The organism is Kitasatospora sp. NPDC059577 (assembly GCF_042735475.1).
Taxonomy (GTDB): Bacteria; Actinomycetota; Actinomycetes; order Streptomycetales; family Streptomycetaceae; genus Kitasatospora.
This window is the reverse complement of sequence record NZ_JBHWBZ010000010.1, coordinates 155,660-176,377: the sequence shown is the minus strand read 5'-3', so window position 1 is coordinate 176,377 and position 20,718 is coordinate 155,660. Positions and strand designations below refer to the sequence as shown.

Sequence of the window (20,718 nt, the reverse complement as noted above, 5' to 3'; positions counted from 1 at the left end):
CGCCCCGCCCACGGGGCGATCCGCTCCCGCACCACACCCACCGGCAGAGGCACCGACGCCATGCCACCCCGCCCCGCCAACACCCCCACCGCACGAGAACGCAACGCCACCACCCGGGCCCCGTCCTCCAGACTCAAACCGCCCGCCACGCACGCGGCCGCGACCTCACCCTGGGAGTGGCCCACCACCGCGTCCGGAACCACACCGAACGAACGCCACACCTCCGCCAGCGACACCATCACCGCCCACAGCACCGGCTGCACCACCTCGACCCGCGCCAGCAGCGCCTCCGAGCCCAACGCCTCCGTCAACGACCAGTCGACGTAAGGCGCCAGCGCCCGCCCGCACTCCGCCATCCGCCCCGCGAACACCTCCGACTCACCCAACAGCCCCGCAGCCATCCCCACCCACTGCGAACCCTGACCCGGGAACACCAACACCGAACGACCGGAAACCAACCCGCCGCCGGCCACCGACCCCGGTGCCAAACGCCCCTCCGCCAGCGCCTTCAACCCACCGAGCAACTCGCTCCGGTCCCCGCCCAACACCACCGCACGGTGCTCGAAGGACGCACGCCCCACCGCCAGCGAATAGCCCACGTCCGCCCTATCAAGCCCGGGCTCCGCCACCACCCGTGCCACCAACGCCCCCGCCTGCGCCCGCAGAGCCTCCGCACTGCGCGCCGACACCGGCCACACCACCGTCCCGGGAGGCCGGGCACCCTCCACCGCCCCGGCCGGATCCTCAGCCGGCGCAGACTCCAGGATCACGTGAGCGTTGGTCCCGCTGATGCCGAAGGAGGAAACCCCCGCCCGGCGCGGGCCTCCCGTGTCGTCCCACGCACGGGCCTCCGTCAGCAACCGGCCGGCCCCCGCGGACCAGTCCACCTCGGGCGTCGGACCATCCACGTGCAGCGTCTTCGGCATCACCCCGTGCCGCATCGCCAGCACCGACTTGATGACGCCGCCCACGCCCGCCGCGGCCTGGGAATGGCCGATGTTGGACTTCAGCGAGCCGATCCACACCGGCCGGTCCGAGGGCCGGTCCTGCCCGTACGTCGCCAGCAGCGCCTGCGCCTCGATCGGGTCACCCAACCGCGTCCCCGTGCCGTGCGCCTCCACCACGTCCACGTCCGAGGCCACCAGCCCCGCGTCCGCCAACGCCGCACGGATCACCCGCTGCTGCGACGGACCGTTCGGCGCCGTCAGACCATTGCTCGCACCGTCCTGGTTCACCGCCGAGCCACGGATCACCGCCAGCACCGGATGCCCGTTGCGCCGCGCGTCCGACAACCGCTCCACCAGCAGCATCCCCACGCCCTCGGCCAGGCCGAAACCGTCGGCGGCTGCCGCGAAGGCCTTGCAGCGGCCGTCCGGAGCCAGACCGCCCTGACGGCTGAACTCCACGAGCATGCCGACCGTGGGCATCACGGTCGCGCCGCCGGCCAGCGCCAGCGAGCACTCGCCCGCCCGCAGCGCCCGTACCGCGAGGTGCAGGGCCACCAGCGAGGACGAGCACGCGGTGTCCACGGTGACCGCCGCTCCCTCCAGACCGAGGGTGTAGGCCAGTCGGCCCGACGCGACGCTTCCGGTGTTGCCGGTCAGCAGGTGGCCGCCCTCGTCGGCGCCCTGTTCGAGAGGGGGCCCGTAGTCCATGGTCATCGCCCCGACGTAGACGCCCGTCGGGGTCCGCCGCAGGGTGGCCGGGTCGATCCCGGCCCGCTCCAGCGCTTCCCAGGTCGTCTCCAGCAGCAGCCGCTGCTGCGGGTCCATCGCCGCCGCCTCGCGCGGCGAGATGCCGAAGAACTCCGCGTCGAACCCGGCCGCACCGGCGAGCGAACCCGCCTCTCGCTGGTAGTACCGGCCCGGCGTCCCCGGTACGGGGTCGTACCGTCCGGCGGTGTCCCAACCGCGGTCGTCGGGCAGCGCGGAGACGGCGTCGGCACCTGCCGACACCAGCTCCCAGAGTTCGTCGGGACTGCCGACACCGCCGGGGTAGCGGCATCCCATGCCGACGATCACCACCGGGTCGTCGTCCTCGGCCCGCCGCACCGGCTCGTCCGCGTCCGTGTTCCCGTCGGGCCGGCCGCCGCTGATCTCGGCGCAGAGGTACGCGGTCAGGGCCGCCGGGGTCGGGCAGTCGAAGACAACCGTCGCCGGGATGCGCAGCGCCGTCGCCGCGCTCAGCCGGTTGCGCAGCTCCACGGCGGTGACGGAGTCGAATCCCAGGTCGAGGAAGGGCAGGTCGGCGGGGACCGGATCGGACCGCCCGGTCAGCGCGGCGATCTCCTCGCCCACCAGCCGTGCCAGCGCGGCACGCCGCTCCGGTACGTCCGATGCGGTTAGCTCCACGCGGAACGCGGTGCCGGCATCCCGGTCACCGCCCGCGCCGCCGGACCCGTTCGCGTCCGCCGGGCCGGGCTCCGCGAGCGCCGCCAGGGCAGCCGCCGGCAGTTCCCGCGCCCGGGCGTGCTGCCCGGCGAACAGCGCTTCCCGGTCCGGGGTGACACCGCACACGTACAGGTCACCGAGCGAGGTCAGGAACCGGCCCGGACCGCCCTGGTCCCGGCGCAGCGTCCCGAGGACGGCGGCCTGCGCACCGTGTTCCTCCGCGCAGTCCGTGAGGGCGGAGGTCAGCACGGTGTGCGGGCTGACCTCCAGCAGGACGCCGTGCCCGTCCCGCAGCAGGGCCCCGGTCGCCTGGTGGAACCTGACCGTGTTGCGCAGGTTGCGGCACCAGTAGTCGGCGTCCAGCACCGGGACGTCCAGTCGTCCCCCGGTCAGTCCGGAGTAGTAGGGCAGATGCGGTGTGCGGGGCCGGATCGGTGCGAGGTCGGCGCGCATCCGGGGGACGATCGCGTCGATGTGGGGGGAATGGGCCGCCAGGCCCACCGCGATCCGCCGTGCATGCACCGCGTCCGAGGCCAGGTCGGCGAGGAGTTCGGCCGCGGCGTCGCGGTCACCGGAGACGATCACGGACCGCGGCCCGTTGTGCGCGGCGACGACGAGGCGGCCGTCCCAGCGGCGCAGCCGCGGCTCGACCTCACCCGCCGGGGCCATGACGGAGACCATGTCCCCCTTCCCGGCCAGGGTCGCCTGGGCCTGGCTCCACAGGGCCACCACCCGCGCGCAGTCGTCCAGGGACAGCGCGCCGCAGACCGCGGCGGCGGTGACCTCGCCGACGCTGTGCCCGAGCACGGCGGCCGGTTCCACACCGTGGGAGCGCCACAGCGCGGCGAGCGACACCGTCACGGCGAACAGCAGGGGCTGCACCACGTCGGCCCGGTCCGCGGCGGGTGTGCCCGGCGCGTCCGGGTCGCGGAGCACGTCGATCGGCGACCAGTCGACGAACGGTTCCAGGGCCTGCGCGCACGCGTCCATCCGGGCGCGGAACACCGTGGAGGTGTCCAGCAGGTCCACCGCCATCCGGGGCCATTGCGCGCCCTGTCCGGGAAACACGAAGGCGACCCGGCGGCCTGCCCCTGCGGCGCCCTCCACCAGGCCGGGCATGCTCCTGCCGTCGGCGAGCGCGTCCAGCCGCCGCAGGAATCCGTCGCGGCCGTCCGCCACCAGTGCCGCCCGCCGGCTCCCCTCGGAAGCGGTGCGCGCGAGGGTGAACGCGATGTCCTGGGGACTCCAGTCGTCACGACCGGCCAGGTACGCGTGCAGGCCGCGCGCGCCGGCCGCCAGCGACTCCTTGCCGCTGCCTGCCAGTGTCCACAGCAGTGGTGCTTCCGTACCGTCGGGGTGCGCCATCGTGTCTTCGGACTCCTTCACGGCGAGCAGGACCATCAGTCGCCGGACCGTGGCGGGGGCCCGCTCGCACGGGTCGCGCGCCGACCGGGACGCCTTCGTCATGCCCGGCGTGTACCGCCACCGGACCTGCGACGTCGATCTTGCCCAAGTCGCATAGCAGCTCGATAGCGCAGGCCGCGACACGACGTGGACACGGGGAGCGGGCGGGTCGCGGAGCAGCGGGAGGCCCGCGCGCGCACCATGGGGCGGGTCGACCGTCCGTTCCGGCGGACCGCTCCGGGCCCGGAGCCGAGAGAGCACCACCGCTGCCCCGACACGGCAACCGGAGCTCGCTCGCCCGGTTCACCTCCACCCCGCCCGCCGCGACCCCGCCCGCCGCGACCGCGGCCGCGCCGACTGTGCCCGGGCGCCGGAGCACATCCGCTCGGCGGCGCTCAGCCGGGGCGCCGCCTCCGCGGGCCCGACCATCGCCCGCCGACCACCGGACAGGACCCCCGAACACCCTCGCCACGGCGTGTCGTCCGGTGGATGTGCCAGTGGCACGGGCCTGCAGAACGGGCCGCCGCAGAAGGCTCGCAGAACCCACAGAACACCTTCAAATCACAGGAGTTGACGTTCAGTCAGTCGTGCTGTGAAGTGGGCATGACGCCCTGGTCGACGTCGCGTGCCCCGGGGGATGGGGCCGGTCGGCCGTGGCTGCCATCGGCGCAAAGGGGGAGCATCCTGATGGCATACGCGAAGGGTTATGACGTCTCCGACTTCCAGTCGGGCATTCCGGGGGACGCGGAGTTCGTCTTCATCAAGGCCACCGAAGGCGGCCACACCGGCCAGTCGGGGTACGCCGACAAGCTCGCGGACGCCCGGGGGCGCGGGCTGGTGGTCGGGCACTACCACTTCCTGCACGCGGAGAACCCGGTCGAGGGCGAGGTGGAGCACTTCTGCCGGGTCGTGGGGCAGGTCCCCGCGGGCGAGCTGCTGGTGCTGGACTTCGAGCCGTACGGACAGTCGGTCGGCGACGGCGACGCGACCGAGGCGAAGAACCGGTGGCTGGCGGCGGTCAAGCAGCGTTACCCGGACCGCCTGGTCGGGCTCTACACCAACCGGGACTACTGGTTCCGGACGGACGACAACGCCGGTGACTTCCTGTGGATAGCGGACTACGTGTCCGCGGGTTCGCCGCGCATCCAGACGTCCTGGCGCTTCCACCAGTACAGCGACGACCCGCTCGACGCGGACGTGTTCAACGGCTCGCTGGACGAGTTGCGGGCGTGGGCCGGCGCCGTCCGGGCCCCGGACCCCGAGCCGCCCGCGCCGGCCCCGACCCCGGGGCCGCAGTCGCCCGACTGGCCGGGACTGCAGCTGGTGGACCGGGACCAGTGGGGCGCGCGGCCCTGGCGCGAGCCCAACGGTTCGATCCCGTACGCCGGTCCGCGCGCCGGAGTGAAGGTGCACTACCTCGGCACGGCGTACACCTTCGACACCCACGACACCTGCCCGGCCTACGTACGACGCCTCCAGGCCTCGCACATGGACGACGACGGCTGGTCGGACATCGGCTACAGCTTCGTGGTCTGCGAGCACGGCTCCGTGTTCGAGGGCCGCGGGCTGAACCGGCGCAACAGCGCCAACGGCGACGTCCCGCTCAACGAGGCGCACTACGCGGTGTGCGGGTTGGTCGGCTCCTCCGGCTCGACCGTGCCCACCCCGGAACAGCTCAACGGGCTGCGGGACGCGATCGAGTACTGCGAGCAGCAGGGCCCGGCGGGCCCGGAGATCAAGGGGCACCAGGACGGCTACTCGACCGACTGCCCCGGCCCGTCGCTGTACGCCTGGGTGACGTCGGGTGCGCCGCGCCCCTCCGGCACGGTGGTCACCCCGCCCCAACAGCCCGCGCCCCAGCCGGACCCGACCCCGGACCCGACCCCGGCCAGATACCGGAAGGACGTCGGCGGCCTGTCGTACGGCTACGGCGCGCACGGGCCGCAGGTCACCATCGTCGGCGAGGCACTGGTGGCGGCGGGCTTCGGCTCGCACTACGGCCAGGGCCCGGGACCGGACTGGACCGACGCCGACACCCTCAACTACGCCGACTACCAGCGCAGTCTGGGCTACTCCGGCGGGGACGCGGACGGCGTGCCCGGAGAGTCCTCGCTGCGCCGGCTGCTCGGCGGGCCGATCCCGCTGGCCGAGGTGTCGAAGTCGCGGGTGGTCGCGGCGGCCCGCCAGGACCCGGACGCGCCCCAGGGCGCCACCACGCACGCCGACGACGTGTACACGGTGGAGCGGGCCCTCGCCGCCGAGGGGCTGCTCGACCGGCAGTGGGCCGACGGCTCGTTCGGCACCCGGACCATCGACGCCTACTCCGCGCTGCAGCGCCGGTACGGGTACAGCGGGCAGCAGGCGGACGGCATACCCGGCATCGACTCGCTGACCCGGCTCGGCCAGGCGCACGGATTCACCGTCGCCGGCTGACGTCGACCGAGGAGGACAGATGTACCAACTCGCCCTGTCCCTGTGGCGCACGTGCGTGCCCTACATCGTCGCGTTCCTCCTGGTGCAGGCCGCGCGGCTCGGCATCCACCTCGACAACGCCTCCGTCACCTCCGCCCTGGTCACCGGCTTCGGCACGGTCTACTACGCCGCGTTCCGGTTCCTGGAGCACCGGTTCGGCGCCAGCTGGGGCTGGTTCCTGGGGGCCGCCCGGCCGCCGTCCTACCAGCCGCCGGTGCCCGCGCCCACGCCTGCCGCGCCCACGCCTGCGCCGTCCGCACCTGCACCCACACCTGCCGCACCCACGCCTGCGCCGTCCGCACCTGCACCCACGCCTACGCCCGCGCCGGCTCCGGCTCCGGCTCCGGCACCCGAGCCCGCACCCACGCCTACGCCCGCACCCGCACCCGCACCCGCACCCGCAGCGACGCCGCCGGACCCCACGCCGGCCCGACCCGACTACCGGAACCTGCCCGAAGGCGGCTGACGGGCACCGGCACAAGGGTTGCGGAATGCCGAATTCCGCAACCCCCGAAAAGGCCCGGTATGACAATTAGCCTTTTCTGTTCAGGTCTTGACGAATTGTCACCTGAATCCGAGACTGAGCCTGCCACCAATGCATCCGGATTCCATTTCACGGCCTCTTGATGCACGAAGTGAACGGAGGGGGAATTTGCCGACGACACCGACCTATCCGGGCGTCTACATCGAAGAGCTTCCCAGCGGCGTCCGTACCATCACCGCGGTGAGCACCTCGGTGACCGCCTTCGTCGGGGCCACCCGGCGCGGCCCGCTCGACCAGCCGGTCACCATCACCAGTTTCGCGGACTTCGAACGCCGTTTCGGCGGACTCGCGAGTCAGAGCCCGGTCAGCTACGCCGTCCAGCAGTTCTTCCTCAACGGGGGCTCGGTCGGGATCGTGGTCCGGGTCGCGGCGGCCGGCACCGGCGCCGCCGCGGGCGTCACGCTCAGCTCGACGCAGGCCTCCACCGCCACCCCGGCCCTGGAGGTCACGGCCGTCGAGCCGGGGCTCTGGGGCGGGGCGTTGCGGGTCGCCGTGGACTACCGGACGCCGACCCCGGCCGAGACCTTCAACCTCCAGGTCTTCGACACCTCCGGCGCCGTCCGGGAGTCCTTCGCGGACCTGTCGACCCAGGCTGCCGGCCCCCGGTTCGCCGAGACGGTGGTGAACAGCGGCTCGACTGTCGTCCGGGTCAAGGTGCTCGCGGAGAGCCGTCCGGACCCGGTGGGCACCGTCTCCAAGCCCTTCGCGGCCACCCTGCCGGACCTCACCCACGAGATCCAGGTGAAGATCGCCGACGTCTCGCGGACCGTCACGATCCACGACCCCGCCGCGGACGGCACCGCGCCGACCACCGTCCCCGAGCTCGCCCTGCTGCTGGAGCGCAAGCTGCGGGCCCTGCCCGACGCCCCGGGCAAGCGGGCCTTCGCGGGCACCCGGGTGAGCGTGTTCGGGCGGCAGCTCCAGGTCGTCGCCGGCTCCACCGACCCGGCCGACGTGGTGCGCTTCCTCGGTGAGGCCGCCAACAACCTCGGACTGGAGGGCTCGGTCAACCCGCCGGTCCTCGCCCTCGCCGGCGGCCAGGACGGCGGAGCCCCCGGCATGACGGACCTGATCGGCAGCGAGGCCGGCAAGACCGGCATCCAGGCCCTGCGCGACGTGCCGGACGTCAACCTGCTGGTGCTGCCGGAACTGGCCGGCTACGCCAGCGTGGACGACGCCGTCACGGTCGTCTCGGCCGCCCAGGCACTCTGCGTGGAGCAGCGGATGTTCCTGATCGTCGACTCGCCGCAGGCGTGGACGACGCTGGACGCCGCCCGGGCGGGCCTGTCCGCCTTCGACTCGGTGCGCAACGACCACGCCGCGCTGTACTTCCCGCACCTGGAGCTGGTCGACCCGCTCACCGGCCGGCTGCGCAGCTTCCCGCCGTCGGGCACCATCGCCGGCGTGATGGCGCGCACCGACGGCCAGCGGGGCGTGTGGAAGGCACCCGCGGGCACCGAGGCCGGGCTGCCCGGGGTACGCGCGCTGACCGTCCCGCTGACGGACCGGGAGAACGGCCTGCTGAACCCGCTCGCGGTGAACTGCCTGCGGACGTTCCCGGTGGTGGGCCCGGTGGCGTGGGGCGCGCGGACCATGGCGGGCGCCGACGCGCTCAGCTCGCAGTGGAAGTACGTCCCGGTGCGGCGCCTGGCGCTGATGCTGGAGGAGAGCCTCTACCGCGGTACCAAGTGGGTCGTGTTCGAGCCCAACGACGAGCGGCTGTGGGCGCAGATCCGGCTGAACGTGGGCGCGTTCCTGCACTCGCTGTTCCAGCAGGGCGCGTTCCAGGGCACGTCGGCGCGCTCGGCCTATTTCGTCAAGTGCGACAAGGACACCACCACGCAGGACGACATCGATCGCGGTGTGGTGAACGTCGTGGTCGGATTCGCGCCACTCAAGCCCGCGGAATTCGTGATCGTCAAGATCGAGCAGCTCGCCGGACAGTTCGAGGTTTAGGATCTCCATGGTCGAGTTCACCGTCAATCCATACCGGTTCGATCCGTACAAGAACTTCAAGTTCCTGGTCGTCTGGGACGGTCGGGTCGTCGCCGGAATCAGCAAGATCAGCCCGCTCAAGCGCACCACCGAGGTGGTGAAGCACCGCAGCGGGGGCGATCCGAGCGCGCCGCGCAAGTCGCCGGGGCGCACCGACTTCGAGGCGGTCACCCTGGAGCGCGGGGTCACCCACGACCCGGAGTTCGACCGCTGGGCCAACAAGGTCTGGATGGTCGGCGCGGGCCGCGGGGCGGAGGTCTCGCTGCGGGACTTCCGCAAGGACCTGGTGATCCAGGTGCTCAACGAGGCCGGTCAGGTGGCGGTCGCCCACAAGCTGTACCGTGCCTGGCCGAGTGAGTACCAGGCGCTCGGTGAACTGGATGCCAACGCCAACGCGGTGGCGATCCAGAGCCTCAAACTGGAGGTGGAGGGCTGGGAGCGGGACGAGGAGACGCCCGAGCCGGAAGAGCCCTCGTTCCAGCAGCCGGCCTGAGCGGCCGACCGGTGGAACTCGCCGGGGAGGCAGCCCTGTTGGCCGCCTGGGAGGCCGGGCTGGCGGCCGGCCGCACCGGGCGGGCCCTGCTGCTGCACACCGTCGCCCGTCCGGGCGCCGGGCCGGAGGAACTGCTGGCCGTACCGCTCGGCCGACGGGACGCCGAACTGTTCGGCCTGCGCGCGGAGCTGTTCGGCGAACGGCTCAACGTGCGGGTCGGCTGCCCGAGTTGCGCGGAGGAGATGGAGTTCGCCTTCGACGCCGGGCAGGTGGTCGGTGCCGCGCGGCCGGCGGACGGCCCGCTGCGGGTGGAGTTGGACGGCTGGCAGGTCGGCTTCCGGCTGCCCACCCCCGGCGACCTGGCCGCCGCCGAACAGGCCCCCGCAGGCCGGGCCAGGGCCGTGGTGCTGGAGCGGTGCGTGCTGACCGCCGAGCACGGCGGGGAGCCGGTCGCCGCCCGGCAGCTCCCCGAACCGGTCCAGCGGCGCGTGGCCGAGGCCGCCGCCGCGGCCGACCCCTGCGCGGACGTCCGGCTGAACCTCAGCTGCCCCGAGTGCGGCGAGCAGGCCCTCGCCGAGCTGGACATCGCCTCCTACCTCTGGGAGGAGCTGGACGATTGGGCCCGGTCGACCCTGCTCGACGTCCACCTCCTGGCCACCGCCTACGGCTGGAGCGAGGCGGAGATCCTGGCGCTCAGCCCACTGCGGCGCCGCTACTACCTGGAGCTGTGTGCAGATGCCTGACCACTTCGACCGCCTGGTGGCGAAGGGCGACCCGGGCGGGGACCGGGCCGGGGTACGGGTCCGCCCGCGCCTGCCGGGGCCGTTCGAACGGCCCGACGCGCTCGCTCCGGCGCCGCCGGTCGTGGACGAGGAGTCGTTCGGACCGGGCCGCTCGGGCAGGCGACCCGCTCCCGTGCCACTCCCCCGGCCGCCGGCGGCGCCCGTCGAGAGGGCCCTGCGGACGGTGGTCGGTGAGGACCGGCCGGCTGTCGCACCGGTCCTTCCGCTGCCGCGCCCGCCGCTGCTGATCGCGCCACCGGTCACCCCCGTTGCCGCACCGGCCGTCGAGCCGGCGCTGCGGAGGGAGGACGCCCGCCCGGCAGCCGTACCGACGCCCGTCACCGCACTGCACCGGGCGGCCGCCCCCGAGCTGCCGACCGTGGCACCGCCCGCACCGGTCCGTACGGCCGCCGCCGCGCCGGCGTCCGTACGGCGGGCCGCCGCGGCAGCCGCCCCGGGCCAGGTGCACGGAACCGGGACCCGCCGCCGGCAACGGCCGGTCGAGCGGGTGGTACGGGTCCAGATCGGGCGGGTCGAGGTCAAGGCCGCCCAGCGCACCCCGACCGGACCGCGCAAGCCGGCGGCCGCCCGCCCGGGCCCGGCCCTCGACCTGGACAAGTACCTCAACCGGGAGACCTCATGACCGAGCGGGTGGGGCACATGACCGAGGGGGTGAACCCGTGAGCAACCACCTCGCGATCGCCACCGTGAGCGAGGCGCTGCGGCTGCTCATCACCCGAGCGCTCTCGCCCGACATCCCGTTCGCGGTCGAGGTCAGCACCCGCAAACCGCCGACCGAGCCGCCCACCGACCCGACCATCACCGTCTTCCTCTACCAGGTCACGCCCAACGCCTCGCTGCGCAACCGCGACGCGCCCACCCGCGCGACCGACGGCACCCTGCTGACCCGGCCGGCTGCCGCCCTGGACCTGCACTACCTGATCAGCTGCTACGGCGAGGAGACCCAGCTGGTCGGCCAGCGGCTGCTCGGCTGCGTGGTCCGGGCGCTGACCGAACAGCCGCTGCTGTCCCGGCAGTTGATCGACGAGGCGGCCACCCAGCCGTACCTGGTGGGGACGGACCTGGCCGCCTCGCCGCAGCGGGTGCGCTTCACGCCCACGCCGATGGACGTGGACGAGATGTCCAAGCTGTGGATGACGCTGTTCCAGACGCCGTACGCGCTGTCCGTGGCCTACCAGGCCACCGCCGTCCTCGTGGAGGGCAAGGCCGATCCGGTGGCCGGCAAGCCGGTGCTGCGCCGTTCCGTGCAGGCCGTGCCGTCCCGCGGACCGGTCGTCGAGCGGGTACTCTCCCGGCCCGCCGGGTCCCGGGGCGCCCCCGCGGAAGGGCCGGTGACCAAGGACCGGGAGCTGGTGGTGGACGGCTCCGGCCTGCGCGCGGACCTGGTGGTGGCCCGGCTGGGCGAGCGCCGGGTGACGGTCGACCCGGGCGGTGTCCGGGACGACCGTCTGGTGGTCGCCGTACCGGAGGACCTGCCGCCCGGCGTGTTCCGGGTGCAGGTGCTGCACGGGCTGGCACTGGACGGCCGACCGGCCGCCGAGCACCTCGCCGTGGAGTCCAACGTGCAGACCTTCACCCGGCAGCCGCGGATCGACGCGCCGATCGGCACTGCGGACCGCAGCGACGGACCGGCCGGGGTCTCGGCCCGGCTGGATGTCCGGCTGGACCTGCCGCTCCGGGACGACCAGCAAGTCCTGCTGCTACTGGACGAGTTGCACCCGCCCGCCGGGCGGCCCGGGGCGAGCCACCAGTTCCGCGCACCCGCGCCGCCGCTGCCGCGCACCGACCCGTTCGAGGTCCGGGTGCCGGTCGTCGGCGTCCGCCCGACGGCGTACCTGGCCCGGATCCAGGTGGACGGCGTGCCGAGCGAGTTGACGGTGTCCGGCGACGGGGCCTTCACCGGCCCGGTCGTGGACCTGACGCACTGACCACAGGACGGGAGGTTCGGAGATGAGCACGCGCCGGAGGCAGGGCCGCGACGGCTCGGCGGACGACTCGCACCGGGAGTCGCTGTCCGCCGCGGTCGCCGCCGTGCTCGAACGGGTCGACGCGCACGCGGCCGGCCGTACTTCCGAGCCCGCCGTCCCGTCGGCCCCCGGCACCCGCCGGGGCGGGCGCCGGCAGCCCGCCACCGCCCTGGACGCCGTCACCGCTTCCTTCGGGCTCACCCCGTTCGAGCGCGACGTCCTCGTGCTGACCTCCGCCCCCGCGATCGACCCCACGGCCGCCGCCCGGTGCGCCGCGGCGGGCGGCGACCCGGGGCGCGCGTACCCGACCTTCTCCCTCGCCCTCGCCGCCCTGGACCAGCCGCACTGGAGCGCGCTCACCCCGGTCGGCCCGCTGCGCCGCTTCCGGCTGATCGAACTCGACGACGAGACGGCGCTCACCGCCTCCCGGCTGCGGATCGACGAGCGGGTGCTGCACTTCCTGGTCGGCGTGCCGTACCTGGACGTGCGGCTGCACGGCCTGCTCACCCGGGTGGGACCGCCCGACGGGCTGCCCGGCCCGCACGAGCGGTGCGCCGCCGCGCTGGCGCGGGGGTGGACCTCGGCCGGGCTGTCCGGCCCGCCGCACACCGAGCTGACCGGCGCCGACCGCCGCACCCGCTGGGAGATCGCGGCGGAGGCAGCCCACCGCGCCGGACTCGGCCTCTACGCCGCGCACCGCGAGGACCTGCCCACCGAGCCCGCCGAGCGCGAGCAACTCGCCCGGCTGTGGCAGCGCGAGGCGATCCTGATCCCGGCCGCGCTGCTGGTGGAGAGCGGGGAGCCGGGCCGGGAGCGTCCGCAGGCCCCGAACGGCGCGGAGGCCTTCCTCGCCGGCCTCGCGGTGCCGCTGGTCGTGTCCGGCGACGAGCCCCCGCCCGCCGGGGCCTCGGACCGTGCCAGGCTGACCGTGCCCCCGCTCGGCCCCGAGGAGCAGCTGGGGATCTGGGCCGAGGCGCTGGACGGTGCGCCGGGGGTCACCGAGGGCGGACTCCGCGCGCTGGCCGCGCAGTTCTCGCTGCCCGGCCATGTGATCCGCTCGGCCGCGGCGACCGCCCGGCGGGCTGCCGAGTCCAGCGGCAACGGCGGGGACGGCGCCGACGGCGCGGAGGGTGCGGACGGCGCGGAGGGTGCGGACGTCAGCCGACTGGCCTGGCACGCCGGACTGGTGGAAGCCCGGATGTCCCTGGACGAGCTGGGCCGGCGGGTCGAGCCGCGCGCCGCCTGGGACGACCTGGTCCTGGAGGAGCGCCAGCTCGCGACGCTGCGCGAGATCGTCGCCCACGTCCGCCGGCGCGGCACGGTCTACCAGGAGTGGGGCTTCGAGTCGGTGCTGCGCCGCGGCCTCGGCGTGACCGCGCTGTTCGCCGGCGGGTCGGGCACCGGGAAGACGCTGGCGGCCGAAGTCGTCGCCGGGCAGCTCGGCGTGGACCTGTTCGTCATCGACCTCTCCCAGGTCGTCAGCAAGTACATCGGCGAGACCGAGAAGAACCTCCGGCGGGTCTTCGACGCGGCCGAACGCGGCGGCGCGCTGCTGCTGTTCGACGAGGCCGACGCGCTGTTCGGCAAGCGCAGCGAGATCAAGGACAGCCATGACCGCTACGCCAACCTGGAGGTCAGCTACCTGCTGATGCGGATGGAGGCCTACCGGGGCCTTGCCGTGCTCACCACCAACATGAAGAAGGCGCTGGACCCAGCGTTCATGCGGCGGATCAGGTTCGTGGCCGACTTCCCGTTCCCCGGAGTGCCGGAGCGCGCCGAGATCTGGCGGCGGGTCATCCCCGCGCAGACCCCCAGCCGGGGCGTCGATCCGGAGCGGCTCGCCCAGCTCACCGTGGCGGGCGGCTCCATCCGCAACATCGCGCTGTCCGCCGCCTTCCTGGCCGCCGACGAGGACTGCCCGATGCAGATGCGGCACCTGCTGGCCGCCGCGCGCACCGAGTACCTCAAGCTGGAGCGCTCGCTGTCGCCCTCGGAGGTCTCCGGATGGATCTGACCGAGGGGCCCGGGATCGGGCGGAGGAGCAGCGCCGAGCCGGGCAGCGCGGGGACGGGCGGTGCCGGGCGGATCGAGGTCGAGATCGGCGAGCTGGTCCTCGACGGCTTCGCGCGGATCGACCACGAGCGGCTGACGGCGGCGTTCCGGAGCGAGCTGACCCGCCTGGTCGAGACGCGCGGCGTGCCGCTCGCGGTCGGCGGCGACCGCGCGCTGGACCTGCTCTCCGGGCTGCCGCCGCTGCCGGCTGACGCCTCGGCGCAGCGGCTCGGCGAGGCGCTCGCCCGCGCCGTGCACACCGGACTGTCCGGCGGTGGCCGGGCGCCGGAGCGGGGGCGGACATGAGCCGACTGAACGCTCCTGCCCGGGATTCCGGGCAGGACGCCAAGCAGGGCGCGACCCGGCGCAAGACGCGGGCGCCGAAGGCCCGTACGCCCGAGCCGAAGGAGATCGTCTCCGGCGCGGGCCAGCCGCTGGACCCGGGCGTGCGCCGGGAGTTGGAGGCGCGGCTCGGGCACGACCTCAGCCGGGTCCGGGTGCACACCGACCGGGACTCCGCCGCGCTGACCGAGCTGATCGGCGCGGACGCCGTCGCCGTCGGTCCGGACCTCTTCTTCGGCGAGGGCAAGTACCGGCCGGCCGGTGAGGACGGCCGGCGGCTGCTCACCCACGAGCTGCTGCACACCGTCCAGGCCCCGAACCCGCTCGGCGCGCTGCGGGCCGGCCGTGACCTGGGCGCGGTCAGCCTGCCGCAGGACGCGATCGAACGGGAGGCGGAGCACGGCGCGCGCGAGGACCGGCCGGCGGCGGCGACGCCGAGTGCCACGCCGGGCTGGCTCCGCTACGCGACCGTCGACGCCGACCGGTTCCGCACCGAGCGGCTCGATCCGGCCACCCTGGTCGACCGGCTGGCGGCCGGCATCCTGCGCTCGCTGCGCGGGGACCCGACCGACTCCTCCGGCCGGGTCCGCCTGCAACTCGCAAGCTTCGCACCGGAGTTGCAGGCCTCCGTGCTTGCCCGGCTGGCGGACCGGCTGCCTTCGTCGGACTACACCCGGGTGCTGGAGCTGGTCGAGGCCGCCGAGCACCGCCCGGCCGACGTGGACGGCGCGCAGACGCCCGAGCCGGTGACCGATGCCGCCGACCGGGCCACCGACGAGCGCGGGCAGACGGACGCGCAGGACCGCGACGAGCAGGATCGGAAGCGTCAACTCGACGAGGAAGCACGGCAGTCGGACGACCCGAAGGGTCGGCGCAAGCGCCGCAAGGGGCACGGCGGCAAGAACGACCAGGACGACCAGGAGCGCCCGGAGCAGCAGAACGAGCAGCAGGCCCAGCCCGCGGAGGGCGAGGCCGCGCAGACTCCACCGGGCGCGCAGTCGGCCCCGCAGCCGGAGGCCGGTCAGGCCCAGCCCGCCGCCGACGCACAGCCTCCCACCGTCGAGGAGGCGCCCCCGACGACCCCCGACGCGGGGCCGGAGCAGGCCGCCACGACGGAGGACGGCGCACAGCCGGCAGCCGTCTCCGTACCCGGCTCGCCCGAAGCCGGACCGGCGGACGCCGCCGCCCAGCCCTCGGCCGGCACGAAGCCGCAGGAGCCCGCCGCCGCGCCGCTGCCGCAGCCCGCACCCGTCAAGCCCGAGCGCCTGGAAGCGATCGCGCGGGCCGAGGACAGCCCGCTCGCCCGGCACGGAATGCTGGAGGGCGACCAGCAGCAGCGCGAAACACCGGACGAGGAACGGCCGTTGGGTCTGGAGCCCGGCGCGGACGCGGAGGTCCACGACGGCCCCGCCACGGACCGGGAGCGGCAGTCGCAGTCGGCCGAGCCCGGGCCGGAGCTCAATCCCGGGGACTTCCTGCCCTCGGCCGATCTCGACGTGTCCGGCGTGCCGACCGCCGATCAGATCCCGGTGACTGCGGACGGCGCGCCCTCCGCGAATGCCGAGGCGCCGGAGTTCCCCGCCCCGCCCGCGACCAAGGCCGACCAGGTGCAGGCCGAGCGGGAGAGCCGGCCCGAGGACGAGGCGGAGCCGACGGCTCCCGAGCAGGCCCAGCCCGACCCGGCCCAGCCTGCGGCCGCCCCCGAGCCGAGCCCCGGCGCCGAGGCCGAGGACCGGAGCGCCCGCGACCTCCAGCCGGAGCAGCCGGTCGAGCAGGAGATCGGCCCCGACCCGGCCACGAACCCGACCGCAACCCCGGCACCGGCCGCCACCGAGCCCGCCCCGACGGAGCCGCAGCAGCCGGAAGCCCCCGCCGAGGAGGCACGCGAGGCCGAGCCCGCGGCCACACCCGAGCCGCAGGGCCCGGGCCCGGAGCTCCCCGCCGCGGCCCCCAGCACGACAGGTCCGGTCGGCGGCGACGGCCCCGGCGGGCCCGCCGCCACTCCCGACACCGGCCGCGACGCCGACGCCGCCACCGCCACCGGCCCCGGCCCCGGCCCGGCTGCCGAGCAGGCCGACGCGCCCGCCGGACTCACCGCCCAGCCCGCCCCGGACGCCTCGCTGGAGTCCGGCGGCGGTGCCTGCGCGGGCCCGCAGCAGCCCACCACCGAGGCGGAGCCGGACGGCGGTGCCGGTGGCAACGGCGGAGGCGCCGGTGGCGGCTGCGCGGCCGGTGGCGCAGCCGGGGGCGCCCCGCCCGAGCAGGAGAAGCAGCAGGCCCCGCCCGACGTCTCCGCCCAGGACCCGCAGAGCGCGCTCGCCACCGCCGCGAGCCTGCCGCCCGATCAGCTGGCCACCACCCTGGACGGCGTGGACGGCTCGGTGGACCGTACGGTCGGCGAGCAGCACGCCCGGTTGCAGGCCGCCCCGCCGACCGTCCAGCGCCCGTCCGGCGCACCGCAGACCCAGTCCGGCACGCCCGAGGCCGCGCCGCCCGCCGTGGCGGTCACGGAGCGGCTGGAGCGGGTCGGTCCGCAGGGCGCGGACGGCGAGCAGCAGAAGGCCCAGCAGAAGAAGGTCGAGGGCCGGAACCCCGGCGACCGGGTCGCCGCGCCGCACGTCGCCGACGACGCGGGCACCCAGGTCTCGCCGCAGGAAGTGCAGCAAGTGCAGGGCGCGGTCGACGGCGTCCCCACGACGGATCCGGCGTTGAACACCACGGTCGGCCGGGCGCCCGAGGTCGAACTGACCGGCGAGAGCGACCCGGCGCGCACCGACCGGCAGGCCGCGAAGCTCAAGGACAGTTCCACGAAGATCCTCGGCGTCGGCCGGGAGGACGCCGCCAAGCCGATGGGCGAGGACCGGATCTACCCGGACGTGCCGAAGGAGACCCTCACCGCCTCCGTACCGGGCGGCGGGGGCAAGGGCGGGGGCGCCAGGGCCGGCGGCGCGGTCGACACCGAGCCGGGCATCGGCATCGTGACCCAGCAGGAGCGCGGCCCGCAGATCCAGGCCGCGGTCGGCCAGGGCCAGAGCCGACTGGGCTCCGAACAGGCCAAGCAGAAGCAGGGCGAGGCCGATGCGCGCCGGCAGAACCAGGCCGAGGTCGACCAGGCGGTGGCGGACAACGCCCAGGCCCAGGCCGGCGAACGGGGCGAGGCCGCCGAGCAGGTCAAGGGCGAGCGCGAGCAGTGGCGCACCGAGCAGGACCAGAAGGCCACCACCGCGGACCAGGACGCCGACGCCGAGCACCAGGACAAGACCGGACAGATCGGCAAGAAGCGCACCGAGGCCGACAAGGACGTCCGGGACCGTCAGCAGCAGGACAACCAGAAGATCCAGGACAAGCGGAAGGAGGCCGAGGAGAAGGCGCAGAAGGAGAAGGACCGCAAGAAGGAGGAGTCCGAGGGCTGGTGGGGCTGGGTCAAGTCCAAGGTCAAGGCCGCCTTCGACGCGCTGGTCGAGGCGGTCACCAAGGTCTTCGACTACTTCCGCGGCCTGATCAACGACATCATCGACGGCTTCCGAAAGTTCGCGAACTGGGCGATCGACCAGGCGCGAAAGTTCGCCGTCGAGCTGATCGACAAGCTCGCCGACGCGCTGATCAAGATCTGCGACGTACTGCTGGCGGCCTTCCCCGAACTGCGGGACAAGTTCCGCAAGAAGATCGAGGAGTGGCGCGACAAAGCCGTCGCCAAGGTCAACGAGTGGGCGGACAAGCTCAAGAACGCCGTCAACAAGCTGCTCGACCTGCTGGCCGCCGGGCTGAACGCGCTGCTGAACGCGCTGGAGGCCGGGCTCAAGGCCGCGATCGAGGCGGTCCGCAAGTCCGTCATGGACGCGATCGACTTCGTCGAGAAGGCGATCGCGGTCTTCGGAGAGTTCGCGGTCCTGATCGGCGACATCGCCTCCGACCCGGGCGGGTGGCTGAAGAAGCTCGGCACCGCCGCGATCGACGGCATCCAGCACTACCTGTGGGGTGCGATCAAGAGCGCGGTGCGGACCTGGTTCAACGAGAAGGTCGAGTCGGTGGTCGGCCTGACCTCCACCATCGTCAACGTCCTGGTCAAGGGCTGCATCTCGATGGCCCAGATCGGACGGATGGCCTGGCAGGCGATCGTCGCCTCACTGCCCGGAATGATCGTCTCGATCGTCGTCGAGAAGCTGGTGTCGCTGATCGTGCCGGCCGCGGGCGCGATCATGGCGATCATCCAGGGCCTGGTGGCGGCATGGAACACCATCAGCAAGATCGTCGCCGCGATCGGGAAGTTCGTCACCTTCCTCAAGGCGGTCAAATCCGGCTCGGCCGCCTGCCTGTTCGCCGACGCGGTCGCGGCGGGCGTGGTCGCGCTGCTCGACTTCATCTCCAACTTCCTGCTCAGCAAGCTCAAGGGGGCAGGCAAAGCCGTCGGCACCAAGCTCAAGGGGATCGCCCAGAAGATCCTCAAGGGCCTGGCCAGGGCCGGCAAGGGCGCCCGCAAGGCCGCCGGGAACGCCGTCAACAAAGCCCGGGCAGGGCTGCGCCGGGCCACCCAGTCCCTCCGCAAGCCCCCCTCACCCGGCCGCGCCCGCCCGGCCCGTACCGGCCCCGCCCGGCACACCGTCCAGCACGCGGAGCGCCACCCGGCCCCCACCCCCGGACGCCCGCGCCGCGAGGTCACCCGCCCCAAGTCCACCGCACCCCGCCGCCCCACCTCCCCCGTCGGCCGCGCCCTCAACGCCTCCCGCCAGACCGTCAAGTCCGCCCTCACCCGCGTCCGCGTCGCCGCCCGCACCCTCGGGCGCAAGCTCCTGAACAGCAAACTCGGCCGCGCCCTCACCGCCGGCGCCCACAAGCTCCGCGACGGCTACCGCAAACAGCGTGACCGCCTGCGCGCCTGGCACCAGAGGCGCCAACAGCAGCGCGCCCAACGCCGCGCCCACGAGAACTCCCCGGACGCGAAGAAGCAGCGCCTCGAACTGATCGTGGCCCGCATCCGGCCGAAGGTCGATCGCCTGCTCGGTTTCGGCATCGGCCGCCTGACGCTCCGTGGCGTCCTCCGCGGAATGCGGGCGTGGTACCGGCTGACCGGCCTGAGCGCCCGCGAGGACGGGCCGCTGACCGCGATCACCGCCGAACTGAACCCGGAGAAGGACGTCCGGGACCACATCCCGGCGGCCGAGGACCTGGTGCGCAAGAACGAACCCGCACTGATGCGCATCCTGGAACAGCTCGGCGAGAAACTGATCAACGCACCGGAGGTCGTCGCCCAGGCCGGCGTGCTCAACGAGGAGCAGCGCGCCTACCAGGAGCGCCGCAGCGCGTCGGACACGCCCAGCCAGGAGAGCCGGCCGGCCCGCGCCGGTCTGGTCGAGGCACGTGCCATCCACGGGGGGAACCGGCCTCCGGGGCACGAGCGCATCATCATGGCATCCGGCGGTGGCATGGAGATCGGTGTCAGCGAACAGCAGGGCGCCATCAGGAGCGGCGACCGGGCCGGTGAGACTCCGCCAGGGCTGGTCAAGGTGCTCAGCGGTCTGGGGTCGGGGCACTACGTCAAGGCCGGGCCGGCGTCGAAGGACGCGGCAGCCGACAAGTTGGCCGAGATCGAGGACATGCTCGCCCACAGCCTCGGCAAGGAAGGCGTCAGCGCGGCCGACCGATCGACCCAAGCCCGTCAGCGGATGCAGCGAGCCTTCTTCGACCTCGTGCAGCGCCGAGTCCCGCAGGACGAGTTCTTCCGCAGCAATCCGAAGGCCGCCGAGACCATGGCAGCGGCGGCCAGGCTCATGCCGACCGTCGAGGGCGCTCGCTATCCGGCAGCCGCCATGACGAACATCGCGGCCTGGCAACTCGCGAACTTCCCCGAGGCGACCTGGCAGGACGTCGTGTCGAACACCAACACCATGGCGCCACGCAACGCCGTGGCCGGCTCGCAGTACCTGCTGAACCCACAGGGCATCGCCGCCGAGCACACGAACTCCCGGACCGGCGGGCTCACCAGGAGGGGCGCTCAGCTCGAAACGGCCGTGGCGGGGATGACGACACGGTCCAAGCTCCTGATAATCCGCGCTTTCGCCAAGGCCAAGGCCGATGTCCTGATGCTCAGCGACGAACAGCTGGTCCAGCAGTTCCCCCTGTGGGCGATGCACAACGCCGCGAGGTTCCTCGCGCCCGACGGCCGAATAGCGTCGGACGAGAAGCTGCACCCCGGATGGCGGAGATCGCCCGGCGGCCTGTGGATACCCTCGTGACGACTCAACCCCCTACTGCGATG

Annotated in this window: 11 protein-coding genes; 10 read left to right on the top strand and 1 reads right to left on the bottom strand. The window is 73.9% G+C overall.

Features of this window, described 5'->3' with window-relative positions; translation table 11 throughout:
- The coding region (locus tag ACFV0O_RS12180) for an acyltransferase domain-containing protein (RefSeq protein WP_380339917.1) at positions 1–3,755 on the bottom strand (3,755 nt) is incomplete at its 3' end.
- Between the two features lie 726 nt (positions 3,756–4,481).
- Between ACFV0O_RS12180 and ACFV0O_RS12175 the strand changes: the two genes are divergently transcribed.
- From ACFV0O_RS12175 to ACFV0O_RS12130, 10 genes are all read left to right on the top strand, one after another.
- Positions 4,482–6,227 carry a peptidoglycan-binding protein gene (locus tag ACFV0O_RS12175; protein ID WP_380339898.1) on the top strand — a complete coding sequence of 582 codons (1,746 nt, stop codon included), beginning with the start codon at positions 4,482–4,484 and terminating at the stop codon, positions 6,225–6,227.
- Positions 6,228–6,246: 19 nt separating this feature from the next.
- The gene (locus ACFV0O_RS12170) at positions 6,247–6,732 is read left to right on the top strand and encodes a hypothetical protein (protein ID WP_380339897.1); all 486 of its coding nucleotides are present in this window, start codon (positions 6,247–6,249) and stop codon (positions 6,730–6,732) included.
- A 129-nt stretch (positions 6,733–6,861) separates the two neighbouring features.
- Positions 6,862–8,766, top strand: a complete 1,905-nt coding sequence (locus ACFV0O_RS12165; RefSeq protein WP_380339894.1) for a phage tail sheath family protein — start codon at positions 6,862–6,864, stop codon at positions 8,764–8,766.
- 7 nt (positions 8,767–8,773) lie between these two features.
- The gene (locus ACFV0O_RS12160) at positions 8,774–9,298 is read left to right on the top strand and encodes a phage tail protein (RefSeq protein WP_380339891.1); all 525 of its coding nucleotides are present in this window, start codon (positions 8,774–8,776) and stop codon (positions 9,296–9,298) included.
- Between the two features lie 11 nt (positions 9,299–9,309).
- Complete coding sequence (locus tag ACFV0O_RS12155; RefSeq protein ID WP_380339888.1) at positions 9,310–10,041, top strand: hypothetical protein; 732 nt, start codon at positions 9,310–9,312, stop codon at positions 10,039–10,041.
- Complete coding sequence (locus ACFV0O_RS12150) at positions 10,034–10,723, top strand: hypothetical protein (protein WP_380339885.1); 690 nt, start codon at positions 10,034–10,036, stop codon at positions 10,721–10,723. Before ACFV0O_RS12155 ends, ACFV0O_RS12150 begins: the two co-directional genes overlap by 8 nt.
- 37 nt (positions 10,724–10,760) lie before the next feature.
- On the top strand, positions 10,761–12,029 hold the full coding sequence (locus ACFV0O_RS12145; RefSeq protein WP_380339883.1) for a DUF4255 domain-containing protein: 1,269 nt from the start codon (positions 10,761–10,763) through the stop codon (positions 12,027–12,029).
- A 22-nt stretch (positions 12,030–12,051) separates the two neighbouring features.
- Entirely contained in the window at positions 12,052–14,082 is a 2,031-nt protein-coding gene (locus ACFV0O_RS12140) for an ATP-binding protein (RefSeq protein WP_380339880.1), read from the top strand.
- Positions 14,073–14,426 (top strand): hypothetical protein, encoded by a 354-nt coding sequence (locus ACFV0O_RS12135; protein ID WP_380339877.1) that lies wholly within the window; start codon positions 14,073–14,075, stop codon positions 14,424–14,426. Before ACFV0O_RS12140 ends, ACFV0O_RS12135 begins: the two co-directional genes overlap by 10 nt.
- Positions 14,423–20,695 (top strand): DUF4157 domain-containing protein, encoded by a 6,273-nt coding sequence (locus ACFV0O_RS12130; protein WP_380339874.1) that lies wholly within the window; start codon positions 14,423–14,425, stop codon positions 20,693–20,695. The genes ACFV0O_RS12135 and ACFV0O_RS12130 overlap by 4 nt, the downstream gene beginning before the upstream one ends.
- Positions 20,696–20,718 lie beyond the last annotated feature (23 nt).

Coding starts and splice junctions, on each gene's coding strand:
- ACFV0O_RS12130 (WP_380339874.1), top strand. CDS start 14,423: ATGAGCCGACTGAACGCTCCTGCCCGGGATTCCGGGCAGGACGCCAAG.
- ACFV0O_RS12150 (WP_380339885.1), top strand. CDS start 10,034: ATGCCTGACCACTTCGACCGCCTGGTGGCGAAGGGCGACCCGGGCGGG.
- ACFV0O_RS12135 (WP_380339877.1), top strand. CDS start 14,073: ATGGATCTGACCGAGGGGCCCGGGATCGGGCGGAGGAGCAGCGCCGAG.
- ACFV0O_RS12175 (WP_380339898.1), top strand. CDS start 4,482: ATGGCATACGCGAAGGGTTATGACGTCTCCGACTTCCAGTCGGGCATT.
- ACFV0O_RS12140 (WP_380339880.1), top strand. CDS start 12,052: ATGAGCACGCGCCGGAGGCAGGGCCGCGACGGCTCGGCGGACGACTCG.
- ACFV0O_RS12170 (WP_380339897.1), top strand. CDS start 6,247: ATGTACCAACTCGCCCTGTCCCTGTGGCGCACGTGCGTGCCCTACATC.
- ACFV0O_RS12165 (WP_380339894.1), top strand. CDS start 6,862: ATGCATCCGGATTCCATTTCACGGCCTCTTGATGCACGAAGTGAACGG.
- ACFV0O_RS12160 (WP_380339891.1), top strand. CDS start 8,774: ATGGTCGAGTTCACCGTCAATCCATACCGGTTCGATCCGTACAAGAAC.